The following is a 24,267-nucleotide window of genomic DNA, read 5'->3' as shown; positions in this document are numbered from 1 at the left end:
ATTGTGGCTATTAATAAAGATCCGGAAGCCGAGATCTTTAAAGTGGCTGACTACGGCATTGTGGGCGACTTGTTTGAAGTGGTGCCCATGCTGACGGAAGAGTTTAAGAAAGAATTAGCCAAAGTATAGATCAAAGTTTTGTAAATCGCAACAAAAGGCTTCGCCTTCGTTAATGGCTTGGCGAAGCCACATTTTTCTTTACTTCTTATCCACTTGTATATGAAATTTTTAAAGCTATGATATCACAATTAATCGTTAAGAGAGAAACTTGAACTAGAAACACTTGTCAATCGGCATACACCCCGTTTAAAATTAATCATAAATATAATAATAATTAAATACATTTTTAAAAATATTAAAATTTACAAACAAGTATTCGAGGTTAGATCTAAAGATATGTAAAGTAGATTGTGTCTTGATGTATGCAAAAACAAGTTTTTAGCTGTTTAACATACTGACCGGTCAGTATTTAGGATTGTGTCATCTTTTCCATGGTAGTAGCACAGTCTTTGTAAACCAGTTCAGCTAGTGAAAAAGTACACTGCCAAGGAGAGGAGTTTCATTGTGAAAAGTGAAATAATGGAACAAAGCATTAAATTGTTTGAAAAGAAAGGGTTCGCTGAAACATCGATCCAAGATATTGTTGATGCGCTAGGCGTGACAAAAGGGACTTTTTACTATTATTTTAAATCCAAAGAAGAACTATTAATGGATATCCACCGGAGCTATATTGAAGAACTCCTAAGATGGCAAGAAGACATTTTGGAAGATAAGCATAAAAACTGCAAAAGTAAATTGCGTGAAATCATTGCTTTAATTATCCGTAAGATTAGAACCCACCGATCCCATGCTTCGATTTTTTTCAGGGAACTGCGTAATTTAAACGATGATCATCTTGATGAAGTGCTCGCCAAGCGGGATCAGTTCCGCTTTAGTTTACAAAAGTTAATTGAAGAGGGAGTTCAAAGGGGGGAGTTTCGCCAGGATTTACGTCCAGATATTGTGGTCTTCGCCGTATTGGGCATGTGTAATTGGAGCTACTCGTGGTATAACCCGGAGGGAGAAGTATCCGAAGAAGAATTAACCCAGATCTATGTTAAGTTAATACTTAATGGACTAGAAAATCCTCTCGTAGATAGGAATGAGCATTAATGGAGATTAAAAACTATCGGTTCAGCTACCCATACGTGTTCCTTTGAGCACATGTCTTAGAAAGACGAAAAATTGATGCATAATTCCATCAAAAGATGCGTCTATGCATCACCTGACAGGTGTCATGGCTAGCTGTCCTCTAGCAACAGGGCCTAAGACACTTTTGATGTGTTGGCATCATTTTTGCAATAATTTCAGTAAAAGGTGTGATGGGATATGTGGAGTGATTTTGTTGGTAAAAAATCTGATAAAGTGAAAAATGTGGTTGAAAGGGGAGCTGTACGCAAGTTTGCCGAGGCGATTGGGGACTTAAATCCTCTCTATGTTGATGAGGAAGTGGCAGCCCAAAGCCGTTACGGCCGTTTGCTGGCTCCGCCCACATTTCCCCGGACATTTCAGTACGGGGAGATTCACGGTCTGTCCCTGCCCAAAAGTGGTTTGATTCACGGAGAACAAAGCTTCTTTTACGAGCGCCCTTTATTGGTAGGAGATGAGGTGTATTGTTACACAGCATTGCAGAAAGTGTTTGAGAAAAAGGGAGGCTCTGGCCAGCTGACGTTTCTGGTGTTTGAACGGGTTGGTGAAGATCCCGACGGAGCGCGCATTTTTATGACCAGGGAAACGATTATTGTCACTGAAACTGTGCGAAAGGGGATGGAACCATGACAGCAGGATGGACTATCGGGCAGAAGCTTGCTCCAATTACAATGCCTCCTGTCTCCCGCTTGGAACTGATCAAATATGCCGGAGCTTCGGGAGACTACAACCCCATTCATACCATTGATGAGGAAGCTGAAAAAGCCGGGTTACCTGGTGTCATTGCCCACGGAATGCTGACCATGGCCAAGATGACCAGCCTGTTTTCTCCTTATTTCAATGAAGGATATGTAAAAGAATTTCACACCCGTTTTGTCGGTATGGTATTTGTCGGGGATACCATTACAGTGGGGGGAGAAGTAAAGGAAAAAGAGGAGACAGATCAAGGTGATGTGTACATCTTTGATATCTACGCCCGTAACCAAGAGGGGAAGGATGTCGCCACAGGTCAGGCTAAATTTCTCTGGTATAAAACAATATAACAAGGAGGAAGCATCAAGTTCAGGCACAGAAACGCTGGTTGTTTTGGAAGCGCTTTATCCCAGAGTGAAGGCTGTTTAGGCCAACACCCATGTCAATTTACCACGCTTTGGAAATTATACAATGACTTCAGAAAGGAATATGCATCTTGCCAAATATAGTGAAAAAACAAGTGTTGACAGGTATATATCTGGTCCGCATCCCTCTGCCCTTTCGACTGGACCATGTCAATTGCTATTTATTAGAGGGAAATGGTGGCTGGACTGTGATTGACACAGGGTTACATAACCAATCGACAGTTAACATATGGGAAAAAATGCTAGAAGGCAGGCTTGTCCAAAACATTGTTATCACACATTATCATCCAGATCATTATGGCTATGCAGGAGGGTTGCAAGAGAAAACAAGAGCACCGGTGTGGATGTCACAAACCGACGCTGAAAATGGGCTCCGTTCCTGGGAAACAGCACACATTGACCGGATTCGCCGCCATTATCCCGCATGCGGGTTACCGGAACAGCTGGCCAACCAAATGGTGGCCAACACGGAAAGTTTTCTCTCACTGATTACCCCTCATCCCAAGATTGAGCACTACTTGCAAGATGGTGAGACAGTGAATTTGGGCTGGGAGCGGTACACTGTGATTACCACCCCCGGCCATTCTGATGGAATGTTGTGTTTTTATAACAAACTAAATAAAGTCCTGTTCTCCGCTGATCACATCCTGCCAAAAATCACGCCAAACATCTCCTACTGGTTCCACGGTGATCCCAATCCACTGCAGTCTTATCTAGATGCCTTGCATAAGGTGAAAGAGTTAGATATAGAGATTGTTCTTCCTTCACATGGTGAACCGTTTTACAACGCTCATGAACGTATTGATGAAATTGTGCATCATCATCATGAACGGCTGGATAAAGTGCTGGACGTTACTAGGAGCGAAAGAACCGTTTATGAAGTATGTCTGCAATTGTTTGGAGACCGGTTAAACGTTCATGAGATGCGGTTTGCCATCGGTGAAACAATCGCTCATCTTGAGTACCTCGTTCAGCAAGGAGAAATGAAAAAAGAAGAGATCCGGGGCAAATGGCTCTATGCTAATTTATAATGTCGCCTCAGGCTGAATCGGTATCTATGAAACTTTTGATTATAAAAACCCCATCGTCTAAAGGGAGCTTACAAGCAGGTACAACCCAGTAAAGGAAAAAGTTTTTATCTTTTAAGGAAGGGGAGAAATTTGATGAATCAAGTCAGTGCAGAAAAACCGTGGTTGAAGCATGTACCCAAGGGAAACCCTCTGGAAGTTGACATTCCTGAGATCAGTGTTAATCAGCTGCTGGCCCGCTCAGTGGAAAAATATCCCGATCATACAGCTGTAAGTTTTTACAATCACACGTTAAGTTATGCTCAGCTTTACGGGGCGGTTAACCGCGTGGCCAGTGCTCTGGTACAGAAAGGGATTGAGAAAGGTGACAGAGTGGCCCTTATGTTGCCCAATTGTCCTCAATATCCCATCAGTTATTATGCTGTGTTGGCCTGCGGCGGCATCGTGGTGCAGATCAACCCGATGTATAAGGCGCAGGAACTGCTGCATGTCTTGCGCGATTCGGGTGCTAAACTGCTCATTGCCTATGAACCGTTGTTACCCACGGTGGAAGAAATTAAAGATAAAACTGACTTGACTGAAGTGATTACGGTTTCCTTTAGTCAGGGAAAAGGTACATTCCAAACTTTGTTAGAGGACAGGGGTTACCAGATCCCAACTGTGGCCATCAATCCCCGGGAAGATGTGGCTGTATTGCAATATACAGGGGGGACAACCGGACGTTCCAAAGGGGCAATGCTTACCCATTACAATCTGGTAGCCAACGCCATGCAATGTATCGGCACTGCTGAAATCCAGATCGAATACGGCAGAGAACGGACATTAACCGTGGCACCCTTGTTTCATGTCTATGGCATGACCAGCGGTATGAATCTCACCTTTGCGGTAGGCGGTAATATGATTCTTTTACCCCGTTTTGATGTGGAGGAAGTGCTGGAAACCATTGAAAAGTGGCGTCCCACTGGATTTCCTGGCGTGCCCACCATGTATATTGGCCTGTTGCAACATCCAAGGTTTAAAGAGGTGGATATGACCTGTTTCAAAACCTGCAGCAGTGGTTCGGCTCCCTTGCCGATAGAGGTGCTGAACAAGGTTAAGGCAGAGACTGGCGCTCCGATTGCCGAAGGCTACGGTTTGTCCGAGGCCTCGCCCGTGACTCACCGCAATCCGGTCCGCGGTTTGCAAAAGCCAGGAAGCATTGGAATCCCCTTGCCCAATACAGATGCCAAAATTGTGGATATGGCCACAGGCCAAGAAGAACTGCCCCCAGGTGAGGTTGGTGAATTGATCATAAAAGGACCTCAGGTGATGAAAGGATACTGGAACATGCTTGAGGAGACAGCACACACCCTGCGCAACGGCTGGCTGTATACGGGCGATTTAGCCAAGATGGATGAAGACGGCTTTTTCTACATTGTAGGGCGCAAAAAAGAGTTAATTTTAGCTGGTGGCTACAATGTCTACCCTGTTGAAGTGGAAGATGTGATTTACAGCCATCCCGCGGTACTGGAAGCGGCGGTGATTGGTGTGCCCGACGCCTATCGGGGTGAAACAGTAAAAGCAGTGGTGGTCCTGCGGGAAGGGGCAACGTTGGAAACTGAAGAGCTGATTGCCTATTGCCGGGAGCGGCTGGCCAACTACAAGGTGCCGCGCCTGGTTGAATTCAGATCAGAACTGCCCAAATCAGCAGTTGGGAAAATATTAAAACGGAAACTGAAGGAAGAGCAAAGCAATCTCTCAAGCCCTGCAAATGATCCGGCCCAGAAAGGAGATGCCTGATGGAACTCTTTTTACAACAAGTGATAAATGGTCTTATGATTGGCAGTGTCTATGCACTGGTCGCTCTAGGTTTGACATTGGTGTACGGGATCTTGCATGTCCCCAACTTTGCTCACGGTGCTTTCTACATGGTGGGAGCGTATGCCACTTTGATGCTGATGACCCACCTGGGCGTGCACTACTGGCTGGCCATGGCCGGATCCGTGGTCATAGTGGCCTTGCTGGCAGTGTTAAGTGAACGGTTGGTGTTTTATCCTTTGCGCCATGCGCCGCCCATTCATGACAAAATAGCTGCCATTGGCATCCTGCTGTTTTTGGAAGCAGGTGTGCAGTTTATGTATGGAGCGGAATACCGGCGTATGGCCAGTCCCTATTCTGAGCCGGTCAGCCTGTTTGGCATTACTGTCACCTCGCAGCGTTTGCTGGTTATTGTTGCTGCTGTGTTGGTCATGGTGGTCTTGCATCTGTTTCTGCGCAAGACCATGGTGGGGGCGACCATTATTGCCATGGCCCAAAACAGGGAAGGTGCCCAACTGGTCGGGATTAATCCCCATAAAGTGGCCATGCTCACCTTCGCCATCTCCGGAGCGCTGGCAGCCGTTGCTGCTTCGCTGGCTTCACCTATCAACCTGGTCTATCCGGGCATGGGCCATCTGGTGATCCTCAAAGCCTTTGTTATTATCATTTTGGGCGGGATGGGCAGTATCCCTGGAGCCATTGTCGGCGGCTATATACTTGGTTTGGCAGAAAGTATAGGTGCGACTTATATATCTGGCGATTACAAGGACTTGATTGCCTTCTTTTTACTTGTTGTGATCCTGACAATTAAACCGACAGGCTTGTTTGCAAAGGGGGCCCACTGATGGCTGGTCAATGGCATGAAAAATGGTTAACCAAACGCAATGGCATTATTGTTCTGTTACTCATCGCCTTGCTGTTTCCGGTTGTGATCGACAATCAGTATTACCTCCAAGTGATTATTAAAGCTATCATTTTCAGTATTGCGGTATACGGGCTGAACATTATTGCCGGCTACACAGGCCAGCTTAATCTTGCCCATGCAGGCTTTTTTGCCATTGGGGCTTACAGTGTGGGCTTGCTGACAGTTAAAGCAGGACTTAACTATTGGCTGGCCCTGGGACTGGCCCTGGTGATCACCACTGTGCTGGGCTTGGTTATCGGGTTGATCGCTTTGCGTACAACTGGCCATTTTTTTGCCATTTATACGTTGTGTGTGGGCTACATTATTTATCTGATCATTTATAAATGGGATGAATTCACTGGTGGTGTGCGCGGTTTGATCGGTATTCCGGCTCCTGCCCCCCTGGGTCCGCTCAGTTTTAATACCCTGGTCTCACAGTATTATCTCACGCTCTTTTTCTTAATTATCACTATTTTCGTGATTTACCGCCTTAGCCACTCTCTGTTGGGGCGCACCTTTGTCGCCATCCGCAACAGCGAGGAACTGGCCCAAACGATCGGGGTTAACACCATGACCAACAAATTGACCGCCTTTGTTTTGTCTACTTTTTTTGCAGGATTGGCCGGTGGTTTGTACGCTTCTTTCATCCGTTTTTTGGGACCTGAGATTTCTTATGTGGTGATCACTTTCGATATGGTCATGTATCTGTTGGTTGGCGGTATTGGCACGTTGGCCGGCCCTGTGATCGGCACGGTGCTTGTGACGGTGATCGTGCAATCTCTGCAGTTTTTGGAAGACTATCGCATGCTTGTTTTTGGGCCGGTGCTAGTGTTATTAATTGTTTTTTATCCACGAGGATTGGTTGGCGGCTACTTGGAATGGAAAATCAAAAGGGACTTGAAGCGCAAGTCTGAACAGATGAAGTCGGGCGGCAGGGACCGTACTGTTGTCCAACCGCACCACAATGCCAAGCTGGGCAGTCAAACAGAGGGAAGGAAGGAGATGGCCTGATGCTTTTGACGGTGGAACGGTTAACAAAACGTTTTGGGGGCTTGACAGCGGTAAATAGGGTTGATTTCCAGGTTCCAGAGGGGCAAATTACAGCTATCATCGGGCCAAACGGTGCTGGAAAAACCACTTTTTTTAACCTGATCAGCGGCTTTCATCAGCCAACAGAAGGAAAGATTCTGTTTAAGGGGGAGGATATTACCCATCTGCCGGCACATAAAGTGGCTCGTTTGGGCATGGCCCGGACCTTCCAAACCACCCAGTTGTTTGAACAGGCCACCGTGTTAGACAATGTCTTGATTGGCCAGCGCATGCGCACCCGCTCAGGCTTATGGGACGGCATTTTGAACACCAGGCGCCACAAGGAAGAGCTTAACCGCTGCTATGAAAAGGCAGTCGATGCGCTTCACTTTGTCGGTTTGGTGGAGATGGCCCACTTTCCGGTCAGTGTCATCCCCCAGGAAGCCAAAAAAAGGGTGGCCATTGCCCTGGCTTTGGCCACTGATCCGCAATTGGTTTTGTTGGATGAGATCGCTGCCGGAGTCAATGCGGACGAAACAGTCCGTTTGGCCCGGCTGATCGAGAAGATGGCCAATCATGGCCTCACCGTGCTCTTGATTGAGCACAAGATGAAGATGGTCATGGGCCTGGCTGACAAAATCATGGTGCTTAATTATGGTCAAAAAATTGCCGAAGGGACACCAGAGGAAATCAGGCAGGACAAAAAGGTGATTGAGGCTTACCTGGGAGGGGAGCAGATTGCTTAAAGTGCAAGGAGTCACAGTGAAATACGGCGGCTTAACCGCCTTAGACAAGGTGAGCTTAGAGGTTGAACAAGGTGAGTTGGTTGTGTTGTTGGGAGCCAATGGCGCAGGTAAAAGCACTCTGTTTAAAGCGATCAGCGGCTTAAACAAAGTGCAAGAGGGGCAGATCATCTTTATGGATCAGGATGTCACTGGCTGGTCAGCTGATAAACTGGTGCGCCATGGGGTGATCCAATGTGCCGAAGGCAGGCAGCTGTTTGCCCAGATGAGCGTTCGTGAAAACCTGGTGATGGGCGCCTATGTCCATCGCCGGCACAAAAAGGTGGTCGAGGAGTGCCTCTCATATGTCTTTGAATTATTCCCCATTTTAAAAGAGAAAGCAGCTGACCTGGCCGGTTCTCTGAGCGGGGGGCAACAGCAGATGCTAGCTATTGGTCGAGCTTTAATGGGCCAGCCCAAACTGCTTATGTTGGATGAACCTTCGATCGGTTTAGCCCCACTGGTAGTGCAGCAAATGTTTGCCACCATTCAAGAGATTAACCGGGCCGGTACGACTGTTCTCCTGGCTGAACAAAATGCACATGCCGCCCTGCAGGTGGCTGACCGGGGCTATGTGCTGGAAAATGGGGAGATTACATTAAGTGGCACCAAGAAAGACCTGTTAAACAATGAAGAGGTGAAAAAAGCATATATCGGTGCCTGAAGAAGATTAAAAGACCTCACAATCTCAGGCAACTGGAAAGGGGGGGGTGCCGGCAGAGAGCAGGTTCATATTATGTTTGAGGCAAATAGAGGGTGACAAGATGGTGGCGGACATATTCTAGTACAAATAATTAAGGAATATCAAAGGGGGAAAAGAGATGAGAACCAAACGTCAATGGTGGTGGCTGGCTGCCATTTTGGTATTGGGCTTGGTGCTGGCTGCTTGTGGCAATCAGACAGCTACCCAACCAGAGGATGAAGGGGCAGGACAGGAAGGTCAAGAGGAATCGCCTGCAGCTGAGGTGCAGACGGTAAACATTGGTTACAGCGGTCCCTTGTCAGGTCCGGCTGCCTTTTACGGTGAAAACACCTTAAGTGGCTTGAGAATCGCTGTTGATGAAATTAACGAAGCGGGTGGTTTTGAAATAAACGGGCAGACCTATATGCTTAACCTGGTGTCCCTTGATGACCAGTATATGCCCAATGAAACAGGCACCAATGCCCGCCGCCTGATTCAGGAGCATCAGACCCCCATTATTTTCATTCCCCATAGTGGTGGCATTTTTGCCGTACAGGTGTTTAATGAAGAGGAAGATGTCCTTATTGCAGCTTATACGAGTGAACCGGCTGTTTCTGAAGCGGGAAATGAATTAACCGTGCGTATTCCGCCCCGCTATGATGCCTATCCGGAGCCTTTCTCCAAATATTTAATGGAGCGCTTTGGCAACCGCATTGCTTTGTTGCCCACAGCCAGCCAATATGGTAAGGACTGGACAGAAGAGTTGGTGCCAGTCTGGGAAAGCCTGGGCGGCGAAGTGGTGTTTGAAGGTTCAATAGATTTTGCCAAAGACACTGATTTTTATACCATTGTCTCCAATGCATTGGCCCAGAATCCCGATGTTTTGTTTGTCGGTGGTCCTTCTGAACCAACAGCCATGGTGGTGGCCCAAGCCAGAGAACTGGGCTTTGAAGGCGGACTCTTGGTCATGGATCAGGCCAAGTTTGATGAGATGGCAGCGGTCTTTGACGGGGACTATACTTTACTGGAAGGCGCTGCCGGAGTTGTACCGCTGGTTTATACCAATCATCCGGGAACAGCTCAATTTGTGGAGAAGTACAACCAGCTGCATGGGAAAAACCCTGGTTCTGAAGCAGGTTACCACTATGTGGCCATGTACATTTTTGTGGAAGCGATGAAGGCGGCCGGCAGTGTGGATGACGCCAGGGCGATCAGAGCCCATTTGCAGGAAGGGATTAACAACCTGTCTGATGAGTATAAGGTATACGACATTAGCGAAGTTGATGAACACGGCGGCCTGTCCAATGTGGAAAGTATGGCTGTGATTGAAAATGGCGAGGTTAAGGAGATTGAGTTGGAGTAAGGACCAGCTAATGGCTTTGCTGAAATGTGTGCATCTAGAGAGGAAACTTCAAGTCCTAAATATTAAGAGGAAACAGGGCCAGCCTGTTTCCTCTTCTACTCCTTACCAAACTAAGTCTGGTGCGTCGGCATCTTATCCTGGATAAAGATGGCTTCTTTAAACATTAACGATACATCAGCCGAGATTTGTTCTATGTCAACGTCAGGGATAACCATCATTTACAGAACTATTTGTGAATAGAGTTTTTAAGGGGCTTAAAGAGTTTATTACCGATACATCTGAAAGGAGATCTTGTGTGATGTACTTTGAATTTTCGGATAAGGTGAAGAAGTTGCAAAAAGAGCTGCAGGCCTTTATGGAAGAGGTGGTCTATCCTAATGAAAAAACGTATGAAGAGCAGTTAAAACAGGCCGATTCCCGCTGGCAAGTGCCTCCGGTAATGGAGGAGATGAAAGCAAAGGCTAAAGCGGCCGGATTGTGGAATCTGTTTTTGCCTGAAAGTGAGTACGGTGCCGGACTGACCAATTTAGAGTATGCCCCGTTATGTGAGATCATGGGACGTTCCTTTATCGCCCCTGAAGTGTTTAACTGTAGTGCCCCGGACACCGGCAATATGGAAGTGCTGGTCCGTTACGGGAGTGAAGAACAAAAGAAAAAATGGCTGGAGCCTTTACTCAATGGCGAGATCCGCTCTTGCTTTTCCATGACTGAACCCCAGGTCGCTTCCTCGGATGCAACCAACATGCAAGCCCGGATTGAGCGGGACGGGGATGAGTACGTCATTAACGGGCGCAAGTGGTGGTCTTCCGGCGCTGGAGATCCACGCTGCAAGTTTGCCATTGTCATGGGCTTATCCAATCCCGAGGCGCCCAAACATGAGCGCCATTCAATGATTATTGTGTCCTTAGACACACCGGGGGTGAACATTAAGCGTATGCTGCCTGTGTTTGGTTATGACCATGCGCCCCATGGGCATGCAGAAATCGAGTTTAACAACGTGCGTGTGCCAAGGGAGAACATCATCTGGGGAGAAGGAAAAGGTTTTGCCATTGCCCAAGGCCGGCTGGGGCCGGGCCGGATCCATCACTGCATGCGTTCCATTGGGGCAGCGGAACGGGCACTGGAACTGATGTGCACACGGGTGTTGAACCGGGTGGCCTTTGGCAAGCCGTTGGCGGAACAAGGGGTGATCCGCGAGTGGATTGCCGACTCCCGTATCGAGATTGAACAGGCCAGGCTGCTGACGCTCAAGGCAGCCTATATGATGGATACTGTGGGGAATAAGGCAGCCCGCAAAGAAATATCCATGATTAAAGTGGTGGCTCCCAATGTGGCTTTAAAGGTATTGGACCGGGCCATCCAAGCCTTTGGTGCGGCGGGGGTTTCAGAAGATTTTCCGCTGGCAGCCCATTGGGCCAACCAGCGCACATTGCGCCTGGCCGATGGTCCGGATGAGGTGCACCGCCAGGCCATTGCCAAACTGGAATTGAAAGCATATGTGTAAGGAGGAATCTAGATGCATATCCAAGAATTATTCAGCTTAAGAGGAAAAACAGCCATCGTGACTGGAGGCGGCCGCGGACTTGGTGCCCAAATGGCTGAAGCTTTGGCTGAAGCGGGAGCCAATGTCGTGGTGTGTTCCCGTAAACTGGAAGCTTGCCAGGATGTGAGCGAGCAATTGCAAGCCAAAGGTGTTCAAACCCTGGCCTTAAAATGTGACGTGACTCAGCCTGACGATGTGCAGGAAGTGGTTAAAACAACCATGGATCAATTTGGATCCATTGATATTTTAATCAATAACAGCGGAATTTCCTGGGGAGCACCCGCTCTGGAGATGCCGCTGGATAAATTTGAAAAGGTGATGCAGGTCAATGTCACCGGCACCTTTCTGATGTCCCAGGCCGTGGCTAAAGAAATGGTCAAGCAGCAGGAAGGCAAGATCATTAACATTGCCTCCGTAGCCGGACTGGGCGGCAGTGACCCGGAGGTGCTTGATGCCATTGGCTATCAGGCCAGTAAAGGGGCGGTCATTACCTTAACCAAAGATTTGGCCGTGAAGTTAGCCAGATATAATATCCACGTCAATGCTATCGCCCCAGGCTTTTTCCCCACCAAAATGGCGAGACCCGTCATTGAACGTAATAAGGATAAAATCCTGCGTCATACACCATTGAAGCGTTTCGGTTCGGAGTATGATTTGAAAGGAGCAGCGGTTTTTCTGGCCTCCCGCGCTTCTGATTATGTCACCGGTCATGTGCTGGTCGTTGACGGCGGGGCACACGCCATGTAGGGTAATTTATTGTCCTTATGTACAAACCGTGTTGATGGTCTAATCGTGTTGACCTATATGACACTGACCATGTTGGCTAAAAGGCCCAGGTAAAAAATCGAGGAGGAGAAACCATGGAAACGATTCGCTTTGAGGTTCAGGATAAAATAGCAACGATTACGTTTAACCGGCCCAGGGTGTTAAATGCATTTAATTTGGAGCTGCATGAGGAATTCTGTCATGCTCTAAACACAGCAAGAGAAGATGAAGAGGTCCGTTGTATTGTCATACGTGGGGAGGGCAGAGCCTTTAGTGCGGGAGCCGATCTGAAAGCCATGCAGGAAAGAGATGAAACGGTTGATGTGGGGGATTATCTCCGTCAAACCTATAACCGGACCATTAAGCTGATGACAGAGATAGAGAAACCGATTGTGGCGGCCGTTCATGGCCCAGCCCACGGAGCCGGTCTTGGTGTGGCCTTGGCAGCTGATTTCCGAATCGCCTCTGAGTCGGCCAACTTTTGTTTAGCCTTTATTAAAATTGGCTTGATGCCTGATGCAGGAACGCACTACTTTTTGCCCCGCCTGATCGGTTTGGGCCGGGCCCTGGAGCTGGCTGCTTCTGGTGAAACGATTGATGCCAAACAGGCTTATGCCATCGGCTTGGTTAACAGGGTGGTCGGTGATGACCGCCTTGGAGAAGAAACGGTTCAACTGGCCAGCCAGTTAGCTTTTATGCCTACTAAAGCCTTTGGCTATATGAAGAAAACAATGCTGTCAAGTTTTGAATCCGATTTATCGACAGTGCTTGAAGCTGAGGCCAAGGGGCAATCCATTCTGGCCAACACGGAAGACCACCGGGAAGGGGTCGCAGCATTCTATGAAAAGCGCAAGTCTGTTTTCAAAGGAAGGTAGTAGTTAAAGGATGTACGAAACGTCTTGAACAAACAACTAGATAAAGATACAAAACAGATTAAATACAGAATCATAGGAGGAATTACAGGGATGCATGAAACAGAGCTGAAAGTCCGTTTTTGTGAAACAGATGTATTGGGCCATGTCAACAACACCAGCTTTTTCATCTACCTGGAGCAGGCCAGGGTTGAATTCTTTGAACAGTTGGGCACCCACATGGCCATTGACGAATGGCCGTTTATCCTGGGCCATGTCAGTTGCGATTTTGTGCAACAAGCCTACTTTAACCAACGCTTAAAAGTGCACACTTGGGTGAGCAGGATCGGCAAAAAAAGTTTTCGCCTGGCCCAAACCATCAAGGATGCGGAGTCGGGTGAGGTTGTGGCCAAGTCTGAATCCGTCTTGATTTACTTTAACTTTGAAAAACAACAGAGCGAGCCAATCCCCACTGATTTGTCCAAAATGCTGGAAGCCCATATGAAAACGGAAGTGGGTTCGTAATTAAGCTGATGATGTATGGAGGGATCGCTGTGAGCAAAGGGGAGGTTATTCCCGTACGCAAAGGAGAGGAACTGAAAATCCCCAAGCTGGAGGCCTTTCTCCGCAACCATTTTGACCTTGAACATGCTCCGTTGGAGATCAAACAGTTTGCTGCGGGTCATTCCAATCTGACCTATCTCTTAAAGGTCGGATCCTGGGAAGCCGTTTTGCGCCGTCCCCCGCTCGGGCCGGTTGCCCCCAAAGCCCATGACATGGAACGGGAATATCGTGTTTTAAAGAAATTGCATCCCGTCTTCCCCTTGGCACCCCAACCGTTTGTCTTTACCGATGATGAAAGCGTGCTCGGTGCCCCGTTCTTCATTATGGAACGACGCAAGGGGGTTGTACTGGATACTGGGTTTCCCGCTGACAGGCCTGGCACCCCTGCCGTTTGTGCCCGGATTTCTGAACTGATGGTGGACACCCTTGTCCGCTTGCACAGCATTGATTATGAGGCAGCCGGTTTGGGGGATATCGGCCGGCCGGAAGGGTTTTTGGAGCGGCAGGTAAAAGGCTGGATCGGACGCTATGAGCGGGCCAAAACAGACGAGATCCCCCAGGTGGAGACGTTAACCACTTGGCTGGTGGATCATCTCCCGCTCTCACCCCCGCCCAGCGTCATCCATTACGATTACAAGTTAAATAATGTGATGTTTGACCCGGAATTAACAGAGATCGTCGGTATTTTTGACTGGGAGATGTCAACCATCGGGGATCCTTTGGCCGACTTGGGCTGTGCTTTGAGCTACTGGGTGGAGCACGATGATCCTGATGTGTTGAGAAATGGCTTTGGCAAAATGCCTGTCACGGTTTTGCCCGGGTTTATGACCAGGGAGCAGTTTATCGAAGCATACGCCAAGAAAAGCGGGATGGATGTGGCCAACATGCACTATTATCTCACCTTTGCCTACTTTAAGCTGGCTGTCATTTGTCAGCAAATTTATTATCGTTGGAAAAAAGGGCAAACACAGGATGAGCGTTTTGCCCGCATGGGTGGTTTTGTGCACGGGTTGGTGGAGATTGCCCATCATTATGCCGAGAGAGGAGATTTGAGGTGAACAGATGGGTAAAATTCATTTGCTGATGCGCAAGGAAGAGCTGGATACGGAGAAGCTTGAGGATAAAGTGGTCATTGTCTTGGATATTCTGTTGGCCACTACCACGGTTGTGACCGTGTTGGAGCATGGTGCCAAAGAGGTGATCCCGGTCCTGGATGAAGAGGAAGCAAGGCAGAAAGCCAAAGTGTATTCCGCTGGGGAGCATCTTTTAGCTGGGGAGTACCAAGGAAAAACCATCGACGGCTTTTTGGATCCTGGCCCCACTTTTTTAAAAGAAAAGGTCAAAGGCAAAACGGTGATCTTGTCCACCACCAACGGCACCGTTGCGATCCGCAAGGCAGCTGGGGCTGAAAAGGTGTATATTGGAGCGTTTTTAAATGGAGAACGTGTGGCCCAAAAAATTGTGAGTGACCATCATGACCAAACCATATTGATTGTCTGTTCCGGTTCAGGGGGTGCTTTTAATCTGGAAGATTTCTATGGTGCCGGTTATTTGTCCCATTGCTTGGTCCGGCATCAGCGTCAACCGTGGGAATTAACCGATGCGGCCCAGGCTGCCCTCTTGTTTTACCAGAGCCGGAAGGGGCAAGGGGAATCTGTTTTAAAATGCTCCCGCGTGGGACAGATACTGACGCGCCATGGTTTTGGCCATGAGGTCCTTTATGCCGCAGAGCGGGATGCCGCCCAAGTGGTTCCGTATTTAACGGAAGAAGGTACGATTAGAGTTTGTGCTCAGCCTGTCCGTCACCAAACGTAAGTCAAAATGAGTGTAATGTAGTTTAAGCCTCAAAAAGGCATCATTCAGTACAGGAGAGTGATGGGGTGTCATGGAAACAACGGGTCAACGTGGAGGAGCCAAGCGGGTGGCAGATGGCGGCGGTTGATCAACTGAACAACGGAGGGTCAATTTCACAACATCTGTGTTGGAAGGGAGAGAAGGATAGTGAAAGCCATTCAATTTAAACAGTTTGGCGGACCGGAAGTACTGGAACTGGTCGAACTGAAACGCCCGCAACCAAAGGGAAAAGAAGTGCTAATTGAAATTAAGGCAATCGGTGTCAATTTTGCCGATATTGCCCGCCGGGAGGGGCAGTATGTGGTACCTACCCCCTTACCCTATGTACCCGGCTCTGAGGTGGCCGGTGTGGTTTGTGAGGTGGGCGATGAAGTGGAGCAAGTCAAGGTGGGCCAGCGGGTGGTAACCTTGTTAGGCTCCAAAACAGCCACAGGCTATGCTGAATATACACTCTCTGATGAACGTTCACTGGTCCCTGTCCCGGAGGGCGTGGATGATCGCCAGGCCGCCGCCCTTTTGGTGCAAGGTTTAACCGCTTATCATGTTTTAAAAACATCTGGGCAGCTGCAACAGGGAGAACGGGTCCTGGTCCATGCCGCAGCGGGCGGCGTAGGAACCTTGGCCGTGCAATTGGCAAAGCTGTTTGGCGCCGGCCAGGTGATTGCCACCGCCAGCTCAGAAGAAAAACGGCAAATCTCTCTTGATTTGGGTGCCGATGCAGCTGTTGATTACACTCAGGATGGGTGGGAGCAAAAAGTGCTGGAGCTGACAGATAACCAGGGTGTGGATGTTGCTTTGGAAATGGTGGGTGGTTCTGTTTTTCACAAAACCTTATCTATTTTGGCTCCCTTTGGCCGCATGGTGATTTACGGCTTGGCCAGCCAGGAAACGCCGAAGTTTAATCCTGTCAAATTGATGGCCAAAAATCATACCGTTACTGGTTTTTTCTTGCCCCAAATCATGAGAAAGCAGGATTTATATCTACAAAGTTTAAAAGAACTGTTGGCCTATGTCCAACAAGGGCAGCTTAAATTGATCATTGGAGGCGTCTATGCGCTGGAGGAAGCAGCCAAAGTACAAGCGTTGATGAAAGGGAGACAAACCACCGGGAAATTGATTCTAGTCCCATAGAGGAGGTTCAGCCATGTTTACCCGCCACTATGCTTTTTGGCCGAGGGTGCCTAAGTCGTTAACGGTGCCCAAAAGAGTGTCTCGTTAACAGTGTGGTGAATGTTGAGAAAGACAATTGAATAAACTGGAGAAGTGTTTTCTATCGGGGTGTCCATTCAACGGCAGTTTGTTTGCTCACTTCTTCTGGCCTGAGTGCATATACTGTAGGCGCAGGCCTAAATTCTCTCCCCTTAAGCACCACACTTTTTCCCCAGTCATAAAATAACTTGACTGTAACCTTTGCCTTGTATTTTTGAGCCCGTGCAAGGAGGGGTGCTTATTGAAGGGGAAAGAGCAACATGGGAAGCCATTGCTGACCAATAGGGAAAGAGAAGTGTTTGAACTTCTGGTACAAGACAAGACGACCAAGGAGATTGCAGACCAGCTGTTTATCAGTGAAAAAACGGTCCGCAATCATATTTCGAATGTTATGCAAAAACTTGGTGTCAAAGGTCGCTCCCAAGCTGTCGTTGAATTGGTCCGTTTAGGTGAATTGGATATCTAACGGCACGGCCCCTCTTTCGGGGCCATTTTTGTTGTTAATAAATATGGAAAGGATGATGAGACAGGATGCGTGATGCGGTGATTGTTGAAGCGGTGCGAACACCCATTGGCAGACGAAACGGGGCCTTGAGTCAAATCCGGCCTGACGAATTGGCGGCAGAAGCATTGAAAGAATTAGTGGTCAGAGCGGGAATTTCCCCTGACAGTATTGACGATGTGATTATGGGCTGTGTCACCCAAGTGGGTGAGCAAGCAGCAGACATTGGCAGGTTGGCAGCTCTGATCGCCGGCTACCCCATTAAAGTACCGGGTACCACGATAGACCGGCAGTGTGGCAGCAGCCAACAAGCCGTTCATTTTGCGGCCCAGGCCATCTTAAGCGGTGATATGGATGTGGTTGTTGCCGCCGGTGTGGAGAGCATGTCCCGGGTACCCATGTTTTCCAACCTAAAGGGGGCCGGGTGGAGTGAAAAACTGACCTCCCGTTATGAAATGATTCACCAAGGATTATCAGCCGAGAGAATTGCAGAAAAATGGGGCTTCAGCCGCGAGCAGCTGGATCAATTCGCTTTAGAAAGCCATTACAAGGCGGTGCAAGCCCAAAAAGAAGGCCGTTTTGAACGTGAAATCATGCCTGTTGAGGTTACTCTTGCCGATGGGACAAAAACCATAGTTACCCAAGATGAAGGGCCCAGAGAGGATACCTCACTGGAAAAACTGTCCCAGCTTAAACCTTCGTTTAAGGAAGACGGTGTCATTCATGCAGGCAACGCCAGTCAAATCAGCGACGGTGCTGCAGCTATTCTCTTGATGTCCAGGGAAAAGGCGGAAAAACTTGGCTTGAGGCCGCGCTTTCGCGTCCTGGCCCGGGTGGTAGTGGGTTCAGATCCGACTTTAATGTTAACCGGGCCCATACCGGCTACCGAGAAGGTGCTGCGGAAGGCAGGTTTAAGTTTGGATGATATTGATGTGTTTGAAGTCAATGAGGCCTTTGCTCCGGTTCCCTTGGCCTGGCTGGCTGAAACGGGAGCCGATCCACACAAATTGAACCCCAATGGGGGCGCTATTGCGTTGGGCCATCCGCTCGGCGCCTCTGGAGCCCGGTTGATGACAACCATGATGCATGAATTGGAGCGTACAGGAGGCCGTTACGGGCTGCAAACGATGTGCGAAGGTCACGGGATGGCCAATGCGACCATTATTGAGCGCTTGGATTAGAAGGAAGGTTAAGCGTTTGGCTGACAGCCAGTAAGATCCTAGTGTCAACAAGCGAGGTGGCCAAAGTGGTTGACTTTTTGGCCAGTGAGGAAGCCTCTTTTGTCAATGCCCACACCATGTTTGTTGATGATGGTGCTGCTGCTTTTAAGGGATAATGCTGCACTGGGCCGTCATATCATTTATTTTGGGATGACAGAGAGCAGAATGATGCTTTATAATGGTGAGAAAAGTAAAACTAATATGAAAAGGAGTGGAGAAAGTATGGCGGAAGAGCGTCAATATGGATTTGAAACGATATGTTTGCACGAGGGGCAAAAGGTGGATCCGGCCACAGGTGCGCGGGCTGTTCCCATTTACCAAACCACCTCCTATCAGTTTGAAAGCACGGAACATGCGGCTAACCTGTTTGGCTTAAAAGAGTTTGGCAACATCTATACCCGCATTATGAATCCCACTCAGGATGCCTTTGAACAAACCATTGCCAAACTGGAAGGCGGTGTAGGGGCTCTCGCAGTCTCCTCTGGGCAAGCGGCTATTACATATGCCATTCTTAACATTGCCGGGGCAGGGGATGAAATTGTCGCTTCCTCCTCTCTTTATGGGGGGACGTACAACTTGTTCTCTACCACCCTCCCCAAAATCGGGGTGACAGTACGTTTTGCTGACATTAATGATCCGGAGCAGTTTAAAGCGGCCATTAACGAAAAAACGAAAGCTATTTTTATTGAAATAATCGGCAATCCAAAAATGGATGTGGCTGATCTGGAACTGATGGCCGACCTGGCCCACGAAGCAGGTTTGCCCTTGATTGTGGACAACACGTTTGCCACCCCCTATTTGTGCCAGCCGATTAAATATGGGGCGGACATTGTGGTTCACTCGGCCACGAAGTTTATAGGCGGCCACGGCACATCCATCGGCGGTGTGATTGTGGATTCGGGCCAGTTTAAGTGGGACAATGGCAAGTTTCCCGGCCTGACAGAGCCGGATCCCAGTTACCATGGCGTGGTTTATACGCGAGATTTCGGTCCCCTGGCCTATATTATCAAGGCGCGGGTACAGCTGTTAAGGGATATGGGCTCGGCTATGGCGCCATTTAATGCTTTTCTTTTTATTCAGGGCTTGGAAACACTTAGCTTGCGCATGGAGCGCCACAGTGAAAACGCCTTGAAAGTGGCCCAATGGTTAAACGAACATCCTAAAGTGGAATGGGTTAATTATCCGGGTTTAGAAGGCAATCCGTACTATGAATTGGCCCGTAAGTACCTCCCCAAAGGTCAAGGAGCCATCCTCACCTTCGGAGTCACTGGAGGCGCCAAAGCGGGAGAAGCTCTGATCAATCATGTTCAGCTCTTTTCACATCTGGCCAATGTGGGTGATGCCAAGTCTTTGATTATTCATCCGGCCAGCACCACTCATCAACAATTAAGTGAGGAAGAACAGCGCAAAGCTGGGGTCACGCCGGAGATGGTCCGTTTGTCGGTGGGCATTGAAACCATTGACGATATTATCTATGACCTGGAGCAGGCCTTAGCACACATTTAGCATGATCCGCCATAGAGTAAAAAAGGGGGTTTTAACACTTCAGCCTACTGAAAAAGGACTTGTTCTCTGCTATAATAATACTAATTTAACATAAAGGTGGAGGACGACGGTGGAAAAGAAGACGATCCCTTATACAGAAGAACAAGTCGTTGAAATTGAACGTGAATTGCGATATGTCAGTTCCATTATTAAACAAAAAGGACGAGAAATTTTGGCTAACTTCCCAATCACGCCTCCCCAATTTGTAGCACTGCAGTGGCTGAATGAAGAGGGAGATATGACGATTGGCGAATTGTCAAATAAAATGTATCTGGCCTGCAGCACAACGACGGATCTTGTGGACCGGATGGAAGCGAACGACCTTGTGGAACGTGTGCGTGACACGAATGACCGGCGTGTAGTGCGCATTCATTTAAAGGAGAAAGGAAGAAAGATTATTTTGGACGTCCTGAAAGCGCGGCGGGAATATTTAGCTTCTGTCCTGAACAGCTTTTCCCAGGAGCAGGTAGCCGAGTTAGCCCGCTCCCTGGAATTGTTGCACAATGAAATGAAGCAGGAAATGGAAACCGTGTAGCCTCTCTGCCTGAGCTCTTTTGAACGGGACTTGGGGGCGTCAAAGAGAAACATCTGGGAAAAGGAAGCGATTGTGTTGAATAAGCCTATAGCTGTCATTGATTCGGGCGTTGGCGGATTGACCGTGGTACAAGAGCTGCTCCGACAGCTTCCCCGTGAGGAGATTGTTTACTTTGGGGATACGGCCCGTTGTCCGTACGGTCCCCGCCCAAAAGAAGAAGTGAGACGTTTTTCTTATCAAATGTTGGACTTTCTTGACCAGTTTGAGCCGAAGATGATTGTAATTGCCTGTAACACGGCTACTGCCGTTATTTTGGAAGAGTTGCGCCAAATCAATCACATGCCTGTCGTAGGAGTGATACACCCCGGGGTCAGAGCAGCCATAAAAGCCACAGTGCTTGGGCGAATTGGCGTGATCGGCACTCAGGGAACAATAGCCAGTGGATTATACGAAAAGGCGCTGAAACAAATTCATCCTCATTTGTACGTGAAAAGTTTAGCTTGTCCTGATTTTGTGCCCCTCGTAGAACAAGGGGAGTATCAAACCAGCCAAGCTTATAGGATTGTCCGCAAATCCCTCCTGCCTCTCTTGACTGAGGATTTGGATACATTGGTCTTGGGTTGCACCCACTATCCCATTTTAGCCCCGGTGATTCAGGATGTGATGGGTGACGGTGTTAAACTGATCAGTTCGGCCGACGAAACAGCCCGGGAAGTCAGTACCTTACTTTTTCATAAAAATATGCTCTCACAAAAGTTTGAACGGCCCGAGCATCTTTTTTTCACGAGTGGCGATACAAAGCAATTTAAGCGCATTGCTGAAGCTTGGCTTGACATGCCTGTCAAGGTCAGCCAAGTGTCGTTGGTCAAACAGATATAGTGACGAGAGAAAATGATGGATAGGCAGCAAGGAGCATTGGAAGCCAGCCGATGCTCCTTAATTTTTGGTCATACACGGGGACAATCGGTTATATATTAGTTCCAGGGCTCGTATATATAGTACAAACCTAGTCGAGGGAGGGAATCAACGATGAAAGGGTATAAGATTGTCCTGCCGTTATTTGTCTTGGTGCTGGCTGCCGTTTTTTTAACAGGCTGTGTATTCGGACCAAGCCGGGACACCGGTTCTGATCCGATTGACCCGCCGCAGGAAGATTACTTCAGTGAAGGCGATGAGATTGAGTTTAATCTGGAAGAGGGAGGTGAGTCTGAAGAAGGAGCGGAAGCAGAGGAAGAAACCAAAGAAGAAGCCAAAGAAACGGAGCGGACCATCTATGTTTTTGATCACGAGGGGCGTGTGGTTCCATTAACCGTGAAAGTCCCCCATACGGAAGGAGTAGCCAAACAGGCACTGGAATACCTGGTTGTTGATGGACCAGTGACAGAGCAGCTTCCCGATGGGATGCGGGCTGTTTTGCCGCCTGGGACAGAAATGACGGTGAAAATTGACAGTGAGGAACAAACGGCGGTGGTTGACTTCTCGTCTGAATTTAAAAACTACAAACCTGAAGATGAAAAAGGCATCTTGGAAGCCATCACTTTCACCTTAACCGAGTTTGACGGCATTGAAAAAGTAAAGATTATGATTAATGGCTACTATCAAGACACCATGCCCGTGGGTGGCACACCGATCAACCAGCCGCTCTCCCGCAAAGACGGCATCAATCTTGAAGTGGCTGATGGCACGCGAATCGGCAACAATTCTGTTGTCACGCTTTACTTTAAAGGGCAAAGCCCTAGTGGGAACTTTGATTATTATGTGCCTGTGTCCAGGGTGATTCCTAAGTCGGATGACTTATTAAAGGCGACCATCGAAGAGTTGATTGCCGGGCCCGAGTCCGGCTCCGGCCTGTATTCTCTCCTTTCTAATGAAATCAAATTGCTTGAAGCTTACTTGGAAAAGGATCTAGCTGTGCTGAACTTTGACCAAAACTTGGTCAATGTGGCCGGAGAGGAAACCACTGTTTCCAGTGACATTGTGAACGCTATCGTTCTTTCAGTCACTGAATTAGCACCTGTGGCTCAGGTCAAACTAATGGTGGAAGGGAATCAGGAAGTGGCTGGCATTTCTGAGCCGGTTTCCCGTCCGGTTGAAGTAAACGCTGCTAGCTTTTAATGGTGAAGATTGGTATAATAGGAGGGCAAAAAGAGGTAGCTATGCTGCTCACCTCTTTTTCTCCTTTATGACAGGTACTTCTAACAATTGGAGCGGATGGAAAAAGTCAAGGGTGAGCACCCTATAACAGAATTAGGAGACGCGAGGAGAGGAAGTGTGTAATGAGAAGAGACCAACGCGGTTTGGATCAATTGCGCCAAGTTAAAATTCATCCCCATTACATTAAACATGCGGAAGGTTCCGTGTTGATTGAAGTGGGGGATACACGTGTGATTTGTACGGCGACTGTTGAAGACAAAGTACCACCGTTCATGCGTGGACAAGGTAAAGGCTGGGTGACGGCAGAATATGCTATGCTGCCCCGGGCTACAGAACAGCGCAATGTTCGTGAGGCAGCCAAAGGCAAGTTGAGCGGACGGACCATGGAAATCCAGCGTTTAATCGGCCGTGCCCTGCGTTCTGTTGTAGATCTCGAAGCGATGGGAGAGCGGACCATCTGGCTGGACTGTGACGTCATTCAAGCCGATGGGGGCACGCGCACCGCCTCGATTACAGGGGCGTTTACGGCTTTATGCTTTGCTCTCTACAAATTGGTCGAAAGAGAGCAAATCAGTCACATTCCGGTACGTGATTTTTTGGCTGCGACCAGTGTAGGCATCCTGGAGGATAATGAAATTTTGTTAGATCTGTGCTATGAGGAAGACGCTCAGGCACGAGTGGATATGAACATCGTGATGACCGGCAAGGGGGAATTTGTGGAGATCCAGGGTACAGGGGAAGAGCATCCTTTCACCCGTGAGCAGTTGAATACACTTCTGGCCTATGCTGAAAAAGGGATTCAGGAGCTGATTAACCTGCAAAAGGATGTGTTAGGTCCTATTGCAGACCATATTGGCCGTAAACCTGAGCCTGCTACTACAGAAAAAGTAACCGGGACGGAGCAACAACTGCCCAACTAGGGACAAAAGGGGAATAGTCATCATGAATATCTTACTGGCCACTCAAAACCGGGGGAAACAAAAGGAATATGCTATGCTGCTCGAACCGCTGGGAATCCAAGTCCTTACTCTGGAAGATATGCCAGGTGGAATCCCATCCGTAATGGAAGATGGAGCCACTTTTGAAGAGAATGCCCTTAGAAAGGCGGAGGCGTATCACCGCCACTACAATTTGCCCACCTTGGCAGATGATTCCGGTTTGGTGGTGGATGCACTGGAGGGCAGGCCGGGTGTTTACTCTGCCCGTTATGCTGGCGAGCAAGCTTCCGATGAGGCTAATATAGCCAAACTTCTGGCTGACATGGAGAAGGTTCCTCCCGGAAGACGTACTGCACGGTTTGTCTGTGTGATTGCTTATGTGGATGGACAAGGATCTTCTCTTATTGCCAAAGGCACTTGTGAGGGGGAGATCGCTTTTGAGCCTGCGGGCACTAACGGATTTGGCTATGATTCTGTCTTTTATTTGCCTCGTTATCACAAGACGATGGCGGAACTTGCTCCGGAGGAGAAAAACCGCATCAGCCATCGGTCCCATGCACTCGAGGCTTTTGTGAAGCAGTGGTCTTCCAGGCATCCTAATGTATGAGTAAAATATTTGTTGGAGATATATTTCCCTTTTCATACAGGTAATGGCAAAGCCGTTAACTGGATGAAAAGGCCCCCAAGCGGAAGCGC

26 protein-coding genes and 1 pseudogene are annotated in these 24,267 nt (G+C 48.4%); all 27 read left to right on the top strand.

The window, feature by feature from the left end; all coding sequences use genetic code 11:
* A pseudogene (locus J2S00_RS18345) lies at positions 1 to 129 on the top strand (electron transfer flavoprotein subunit alpha/FixB family protein); the annotation flags it as partial.
* A gap of 435 nt (positions 130 to 564) precedes the next feature.
* Positions 565 to 1,152, top strand: a complete 588-nt coding sequence (locus J2S00_RS18340; RefSeq protein ID WP_007504356.1) for a TetR/AcrR family transcriptional regulator — start codon at positions 565 to 567, stop codon at positions 1,150 to 1,152.
* A 216-nt stretch (positions 1,153 to 1,368) separates the two neighbouring features.
* A complete protein-coding gene (locus J2S00_RS18335; RefSeq protein WP_007504358.1) occupies positions 1,369 to 1,818 on the top strand; it encodes a MaoC family dehydratase N-terminal domain-containing protein in 450 nt (149 codons plus the stop codon).
* On the top strand, positions 1,815 to 2,231 hold the full coding sequence (locus tag J2S00_RS18330) for a MaoC/PaaZ C-terminal domain-containing protein (protein WP_307343326.1): 417 nt from the start codon (positions 1,815 to 1,817) through the stop codon (positions 2,229 to 2,231). The genes J2S00_RS18335 and J2S00_RS18330 overlap by 4 nt, the downstream gene beginning before the upstream one ends.
* Positions 2,232 to 2,389: 158 nt before the next feature.
* Positions 2,390 to 3,337 carry an MBL fold metallo-hydrolase gene (locus J2S00_RS18325; protein WP_307343323.1) on the top strand — a complete coding sequence of 316 codons (948 nt, stop codon included), beginning with the start codon at positions 2,390 to 2,392 and terminating at the stop codon, positions 3,335 to 3,337.
* Positions 3,338 to 3,469: 132 nt separating this feature from the next.
* Positions 3,470 to 5,113, top strand: a complete 1,644-nt coding sequence (locus J2S00_RS18320) for a long-chain-fatty-acid--CoA ligase (protein WP_307343321.1) — start codon at positions 3,470 to 3,472, stop codon at positions 5,111 to 5,113.
* On the top strand, positions 5,113 to 5,976 hold the full coding sequence (locus tag J2S00_RS18315; protein WP_307343318.1) for a branched-chain amino acid ABC transporter permease: 864 nt from the start codon (positions 5,113 to 5,115) through the stop codon (positions 5,974 to 5,976). The genes J2S00_RS18320 and J2S00_RS18315 overlap by 1 nt, the downstream gene beginning before the upstream one ends.
* Positions 5,976 to 7,046, top strand: a complete 1,071-nt coding sequence (locus tag J2S00_RS18310) for a branched-chain amino acid ABC transporter permease (RefSeq protein WP_307343315.1) — start codon at positions 5,976 to 5,978, stop codon at positions 7,044 to 7,046. Before J2S00_RS18315 ends, J2S00_RS18310 begins: the two co-directional genes overlap by 1 nt.
* Positions 7,046 to 7,810, top strand: coding sequence for an ABC transporter ATP-binding protein (locus tag J2S00_RS18305; RefSeq protein WP_007504369.1), 765 nt, complete (start codon positions 7,046 to 7,048; stop codon positions 7,808 to 7,810). Before J2S00_RS18310 ends, J2S00_RS18305 begins: the two co-directional genes overlap by 1 nt.
* The gene (locus tag J2S00_RS18300; RefSeq protein ID WP_307343309.1) at positions 7,803 to 8,510 is read left to right on the top strand and encodes an ABC transporter ATP-binding protein; all 708 of its coding nucleotides are present in this window, start codon (positions 7,803 to 7,805) and stop codon (positions 8,508 to 8,510) included. Before J2S00_RS18305 ends, J2S00_RS18300 begins: the two co-directional genes overlap by 8 nt.
* A gap of 157 nt (positions 8,511 to 8,667) precedes the next feature.
* On the top strand, positions 8,668 to 9,891 hold the full coding sequence (locus J2S00_RS18295) for an ABC transporter substrate-binding protein (RefSeq protein WP_307343305.1): 1,224 nt from the start codon (positions 8,668 to 8,670) through the stop codon (positions 9,889 to 9,891).
* Between the two features lie 298 nt (positions 9,892 to 10,189).
* Complete coding sequence (locus tag J2S00_RS18290) at positions 10,190 to 11,395, top strand: acyl-CoA dehydrogenase (RefSeq protein ID WP_307343302.1); 1,206 nt, start codon at positions 10,190 to 10,192, stop codon at positions 11,393 to 11,395.
* A gap of 12 nt (positions 11,396 to 11,407) precedes the next feature.
* Entirely contained in the window at positions 11,408 to 12,181 is a 774-nt protein-coding gene (locus J2S00_RS18285; protein WP_307343299.1) for an SDR family oxidoreductase, read from the top strand.
* Between the two features lie 113 nt (positions 12,182 to 12,294).
* The gene (locus J2S00_RS18280) at positions 12,295 to 13,074 is read left to right on the top strand and encodes an enoyl-CoA hydratase/isomerase family protein (RefSeq protein WP_307343296.1); all 780 of its coding nucleotides are present in this window, start codon (positions 12,295 to 12,297) and stop codon (positions 13,072 to 13,074) included.
* Positions 13,075 to 13,164: 90 nt separating this feature from the next.
* Complete coding sequence (locus J2S00_RS18275) at positions 13,165 to 13,575, top strand: acyl-CoA thioesterase (protein WP_307343293.1); 411 nt, start codon at positions 13,165 to 13,167, stop codon at positions 13,573 to 13,575.
* Between the two features lie 11 nt (positions 13,576 to 13,586).
* Entirely contained in the window at positions 13,587 to 14,672 is a 1,086-nt protein-coding gene (locus J2S00_RS18270) for a phosphotransferase family protein (protein WP_307343338.1), read from the top strand.
* A 4-nt stretch (positions 14,673 to 14,676) separates the two neighbouring features.
* Positions 14,677 to 15,429 (top strand): 2-phosphosulfolactate phosphatase, encoded by a 753-nt coding sequence (locus J2S00_RS18265; RefSeq protein ID WP_307343290.1) that lies wholly within the window; start codon positions 14,677 to 14,679, stop codon positions 15,427 to 15,429.
* Between the two features lie 65 nt (positions 15,430 to 15,494).
* The gene (locus J2S00_RS18260; RefSeq protein ID WP_307343288.1) at positions 15,495 to 15,635 is read left to right on the top strand and encodes a hypothetical protein; all 141 of its coding nucleotides are present in this window, start codon (positions 15,495 to 15,497) and stop codon (positions 15,633 to 15,635) included.
* Positions 15,616 to 16,599 carry a quinone oxidoreductase family protein gene (locus J2S00_RS18255; RefSeq protein WP_307343286.1) on the top strand — a complete coding sequence of 328 codons (984 nt, stop codon included), beginning with the start codon at positions 15,616 to 15,618 and terminating at the stop codon, positions 16,597 to 16,599. Before J2S00_RS18260 ends, J2S00_RS18255 begins: the two co-directional genes overlap by 20 nt.
* 319 nt (positions 16,600 to 16,918) lie before the next feature.
* Positions 16,919 to 17,143 (top strand): helix-turn-helix domain-containing protein, encoded by a 225-nt coding sequence (locus J2S00_RS18250; protein WP_188624016.1) that lies wholly within the window; start codon positions 16,919 to 16,921, stop codon positions 17,141 to 17,143.
* A gap of 65 nt (positions 17,144 to 17,208) precedes the next feature.
* Positions 17,209 to 18,360: a thiolase family protein gene (locus tag J2S00_RS18245; protein ID WP_307343283.1), complete on the top strand. Its 1,152-nt coding sequence runs from the start codon at positions 17,209 to 17,211 to the stop codon at positions 18,358 to 18,360.
* Positions 18,361 to 18,621: 261 nt separating this feature from the next.
* Entirely contained in the window at positions 18,622 to 19,905 is a 1,284-nt protein-coding gene (locus tag J2S00_RS18240) for a homocysteine synthase (protein ID WP_307343280.1), read from the top strand.
* 109 nt (positions 19,906 to 20,014) lie between these two features.
* Positions 20,015 to 20,479, top strand: coding sequence for a MarR family winged helix-turn-helix transcriptional regulator (locus J2S00_RS18235; protein ID WP_307343277.1), 465 nt, complete (start codon positions 20,015 to 20,017; stop codon positions 20,477 to 20,479).
* A gap of 69 nt (positions 20,480 to 20,548) precedes the next feature.
* The gene (gene racE / locus J2S00_RS18230; RefSeq protein ID WP_307343335.1) at positions 20,549 to 21,358 is read left to right on the top strand and encodes a glutamate racemase; all 810 of its coding nucleotides are present in this window, start codon (positions 20,549 to 20,551) and stop codon (positions 21,356 to 21,358) included.
* A 150-nt stretch (positions 21,359 to 21,508) separates the two neighbouring features.
* The gene (locus J2S00_RS18225; protein WP_307343274.1) at positions 21,509 to 22,594 is read left to right on the top strand and encodes a GerMN domain-containing protein; all 1,086 of its coding nucleotides are present in this window, start codon (positions 21,509 to 21,511) and stop codon (positions 22,592 to 22,594) included.
* 161 nt (positions 22,595 to 22,755) lie between these two features.
* The gene (gene rph, locus J2S00_RS18220; protein WP_307343272.1) at positions 22,756 to 23,553 is read left to right on the top strand and encodes a ribonuclease PH; all 798 of its coding nucleotides are present in this window, start codon (positions 22,756 to 22,758) and stop codon (positions 23,551 to 23,553) included.
* Between the two features lie 19 nt (positions 23,554 to 23,572).
* Entirely contained in the window at positions 23,573 to 24,178 is a 606-nt protein-coding gene (locus tag J2S00_RS18215; protein WP_307343333.1) for an XTP/dITP diphosphatase, read from the top strand.
* Positions 24,179 to 24,267 lie beyond the last annotated feature (89 nt).

It is taken from the genome of Caldalkalibacillus uzonensis (assembly GCF_030814135.1).
Lineage (GTDB): Bacteria > Bacillota > Bacilli > Caldalkalibacillales > Caldalkalibacillaceae > Caldalkalibacillus > Caldalkalibacillus uzonensis.
The sequence above is the reverse complement of the archived record's forward strand: the minus strand, read 5'-3'. Positions and strand labels throughout refer to the sequence as shown.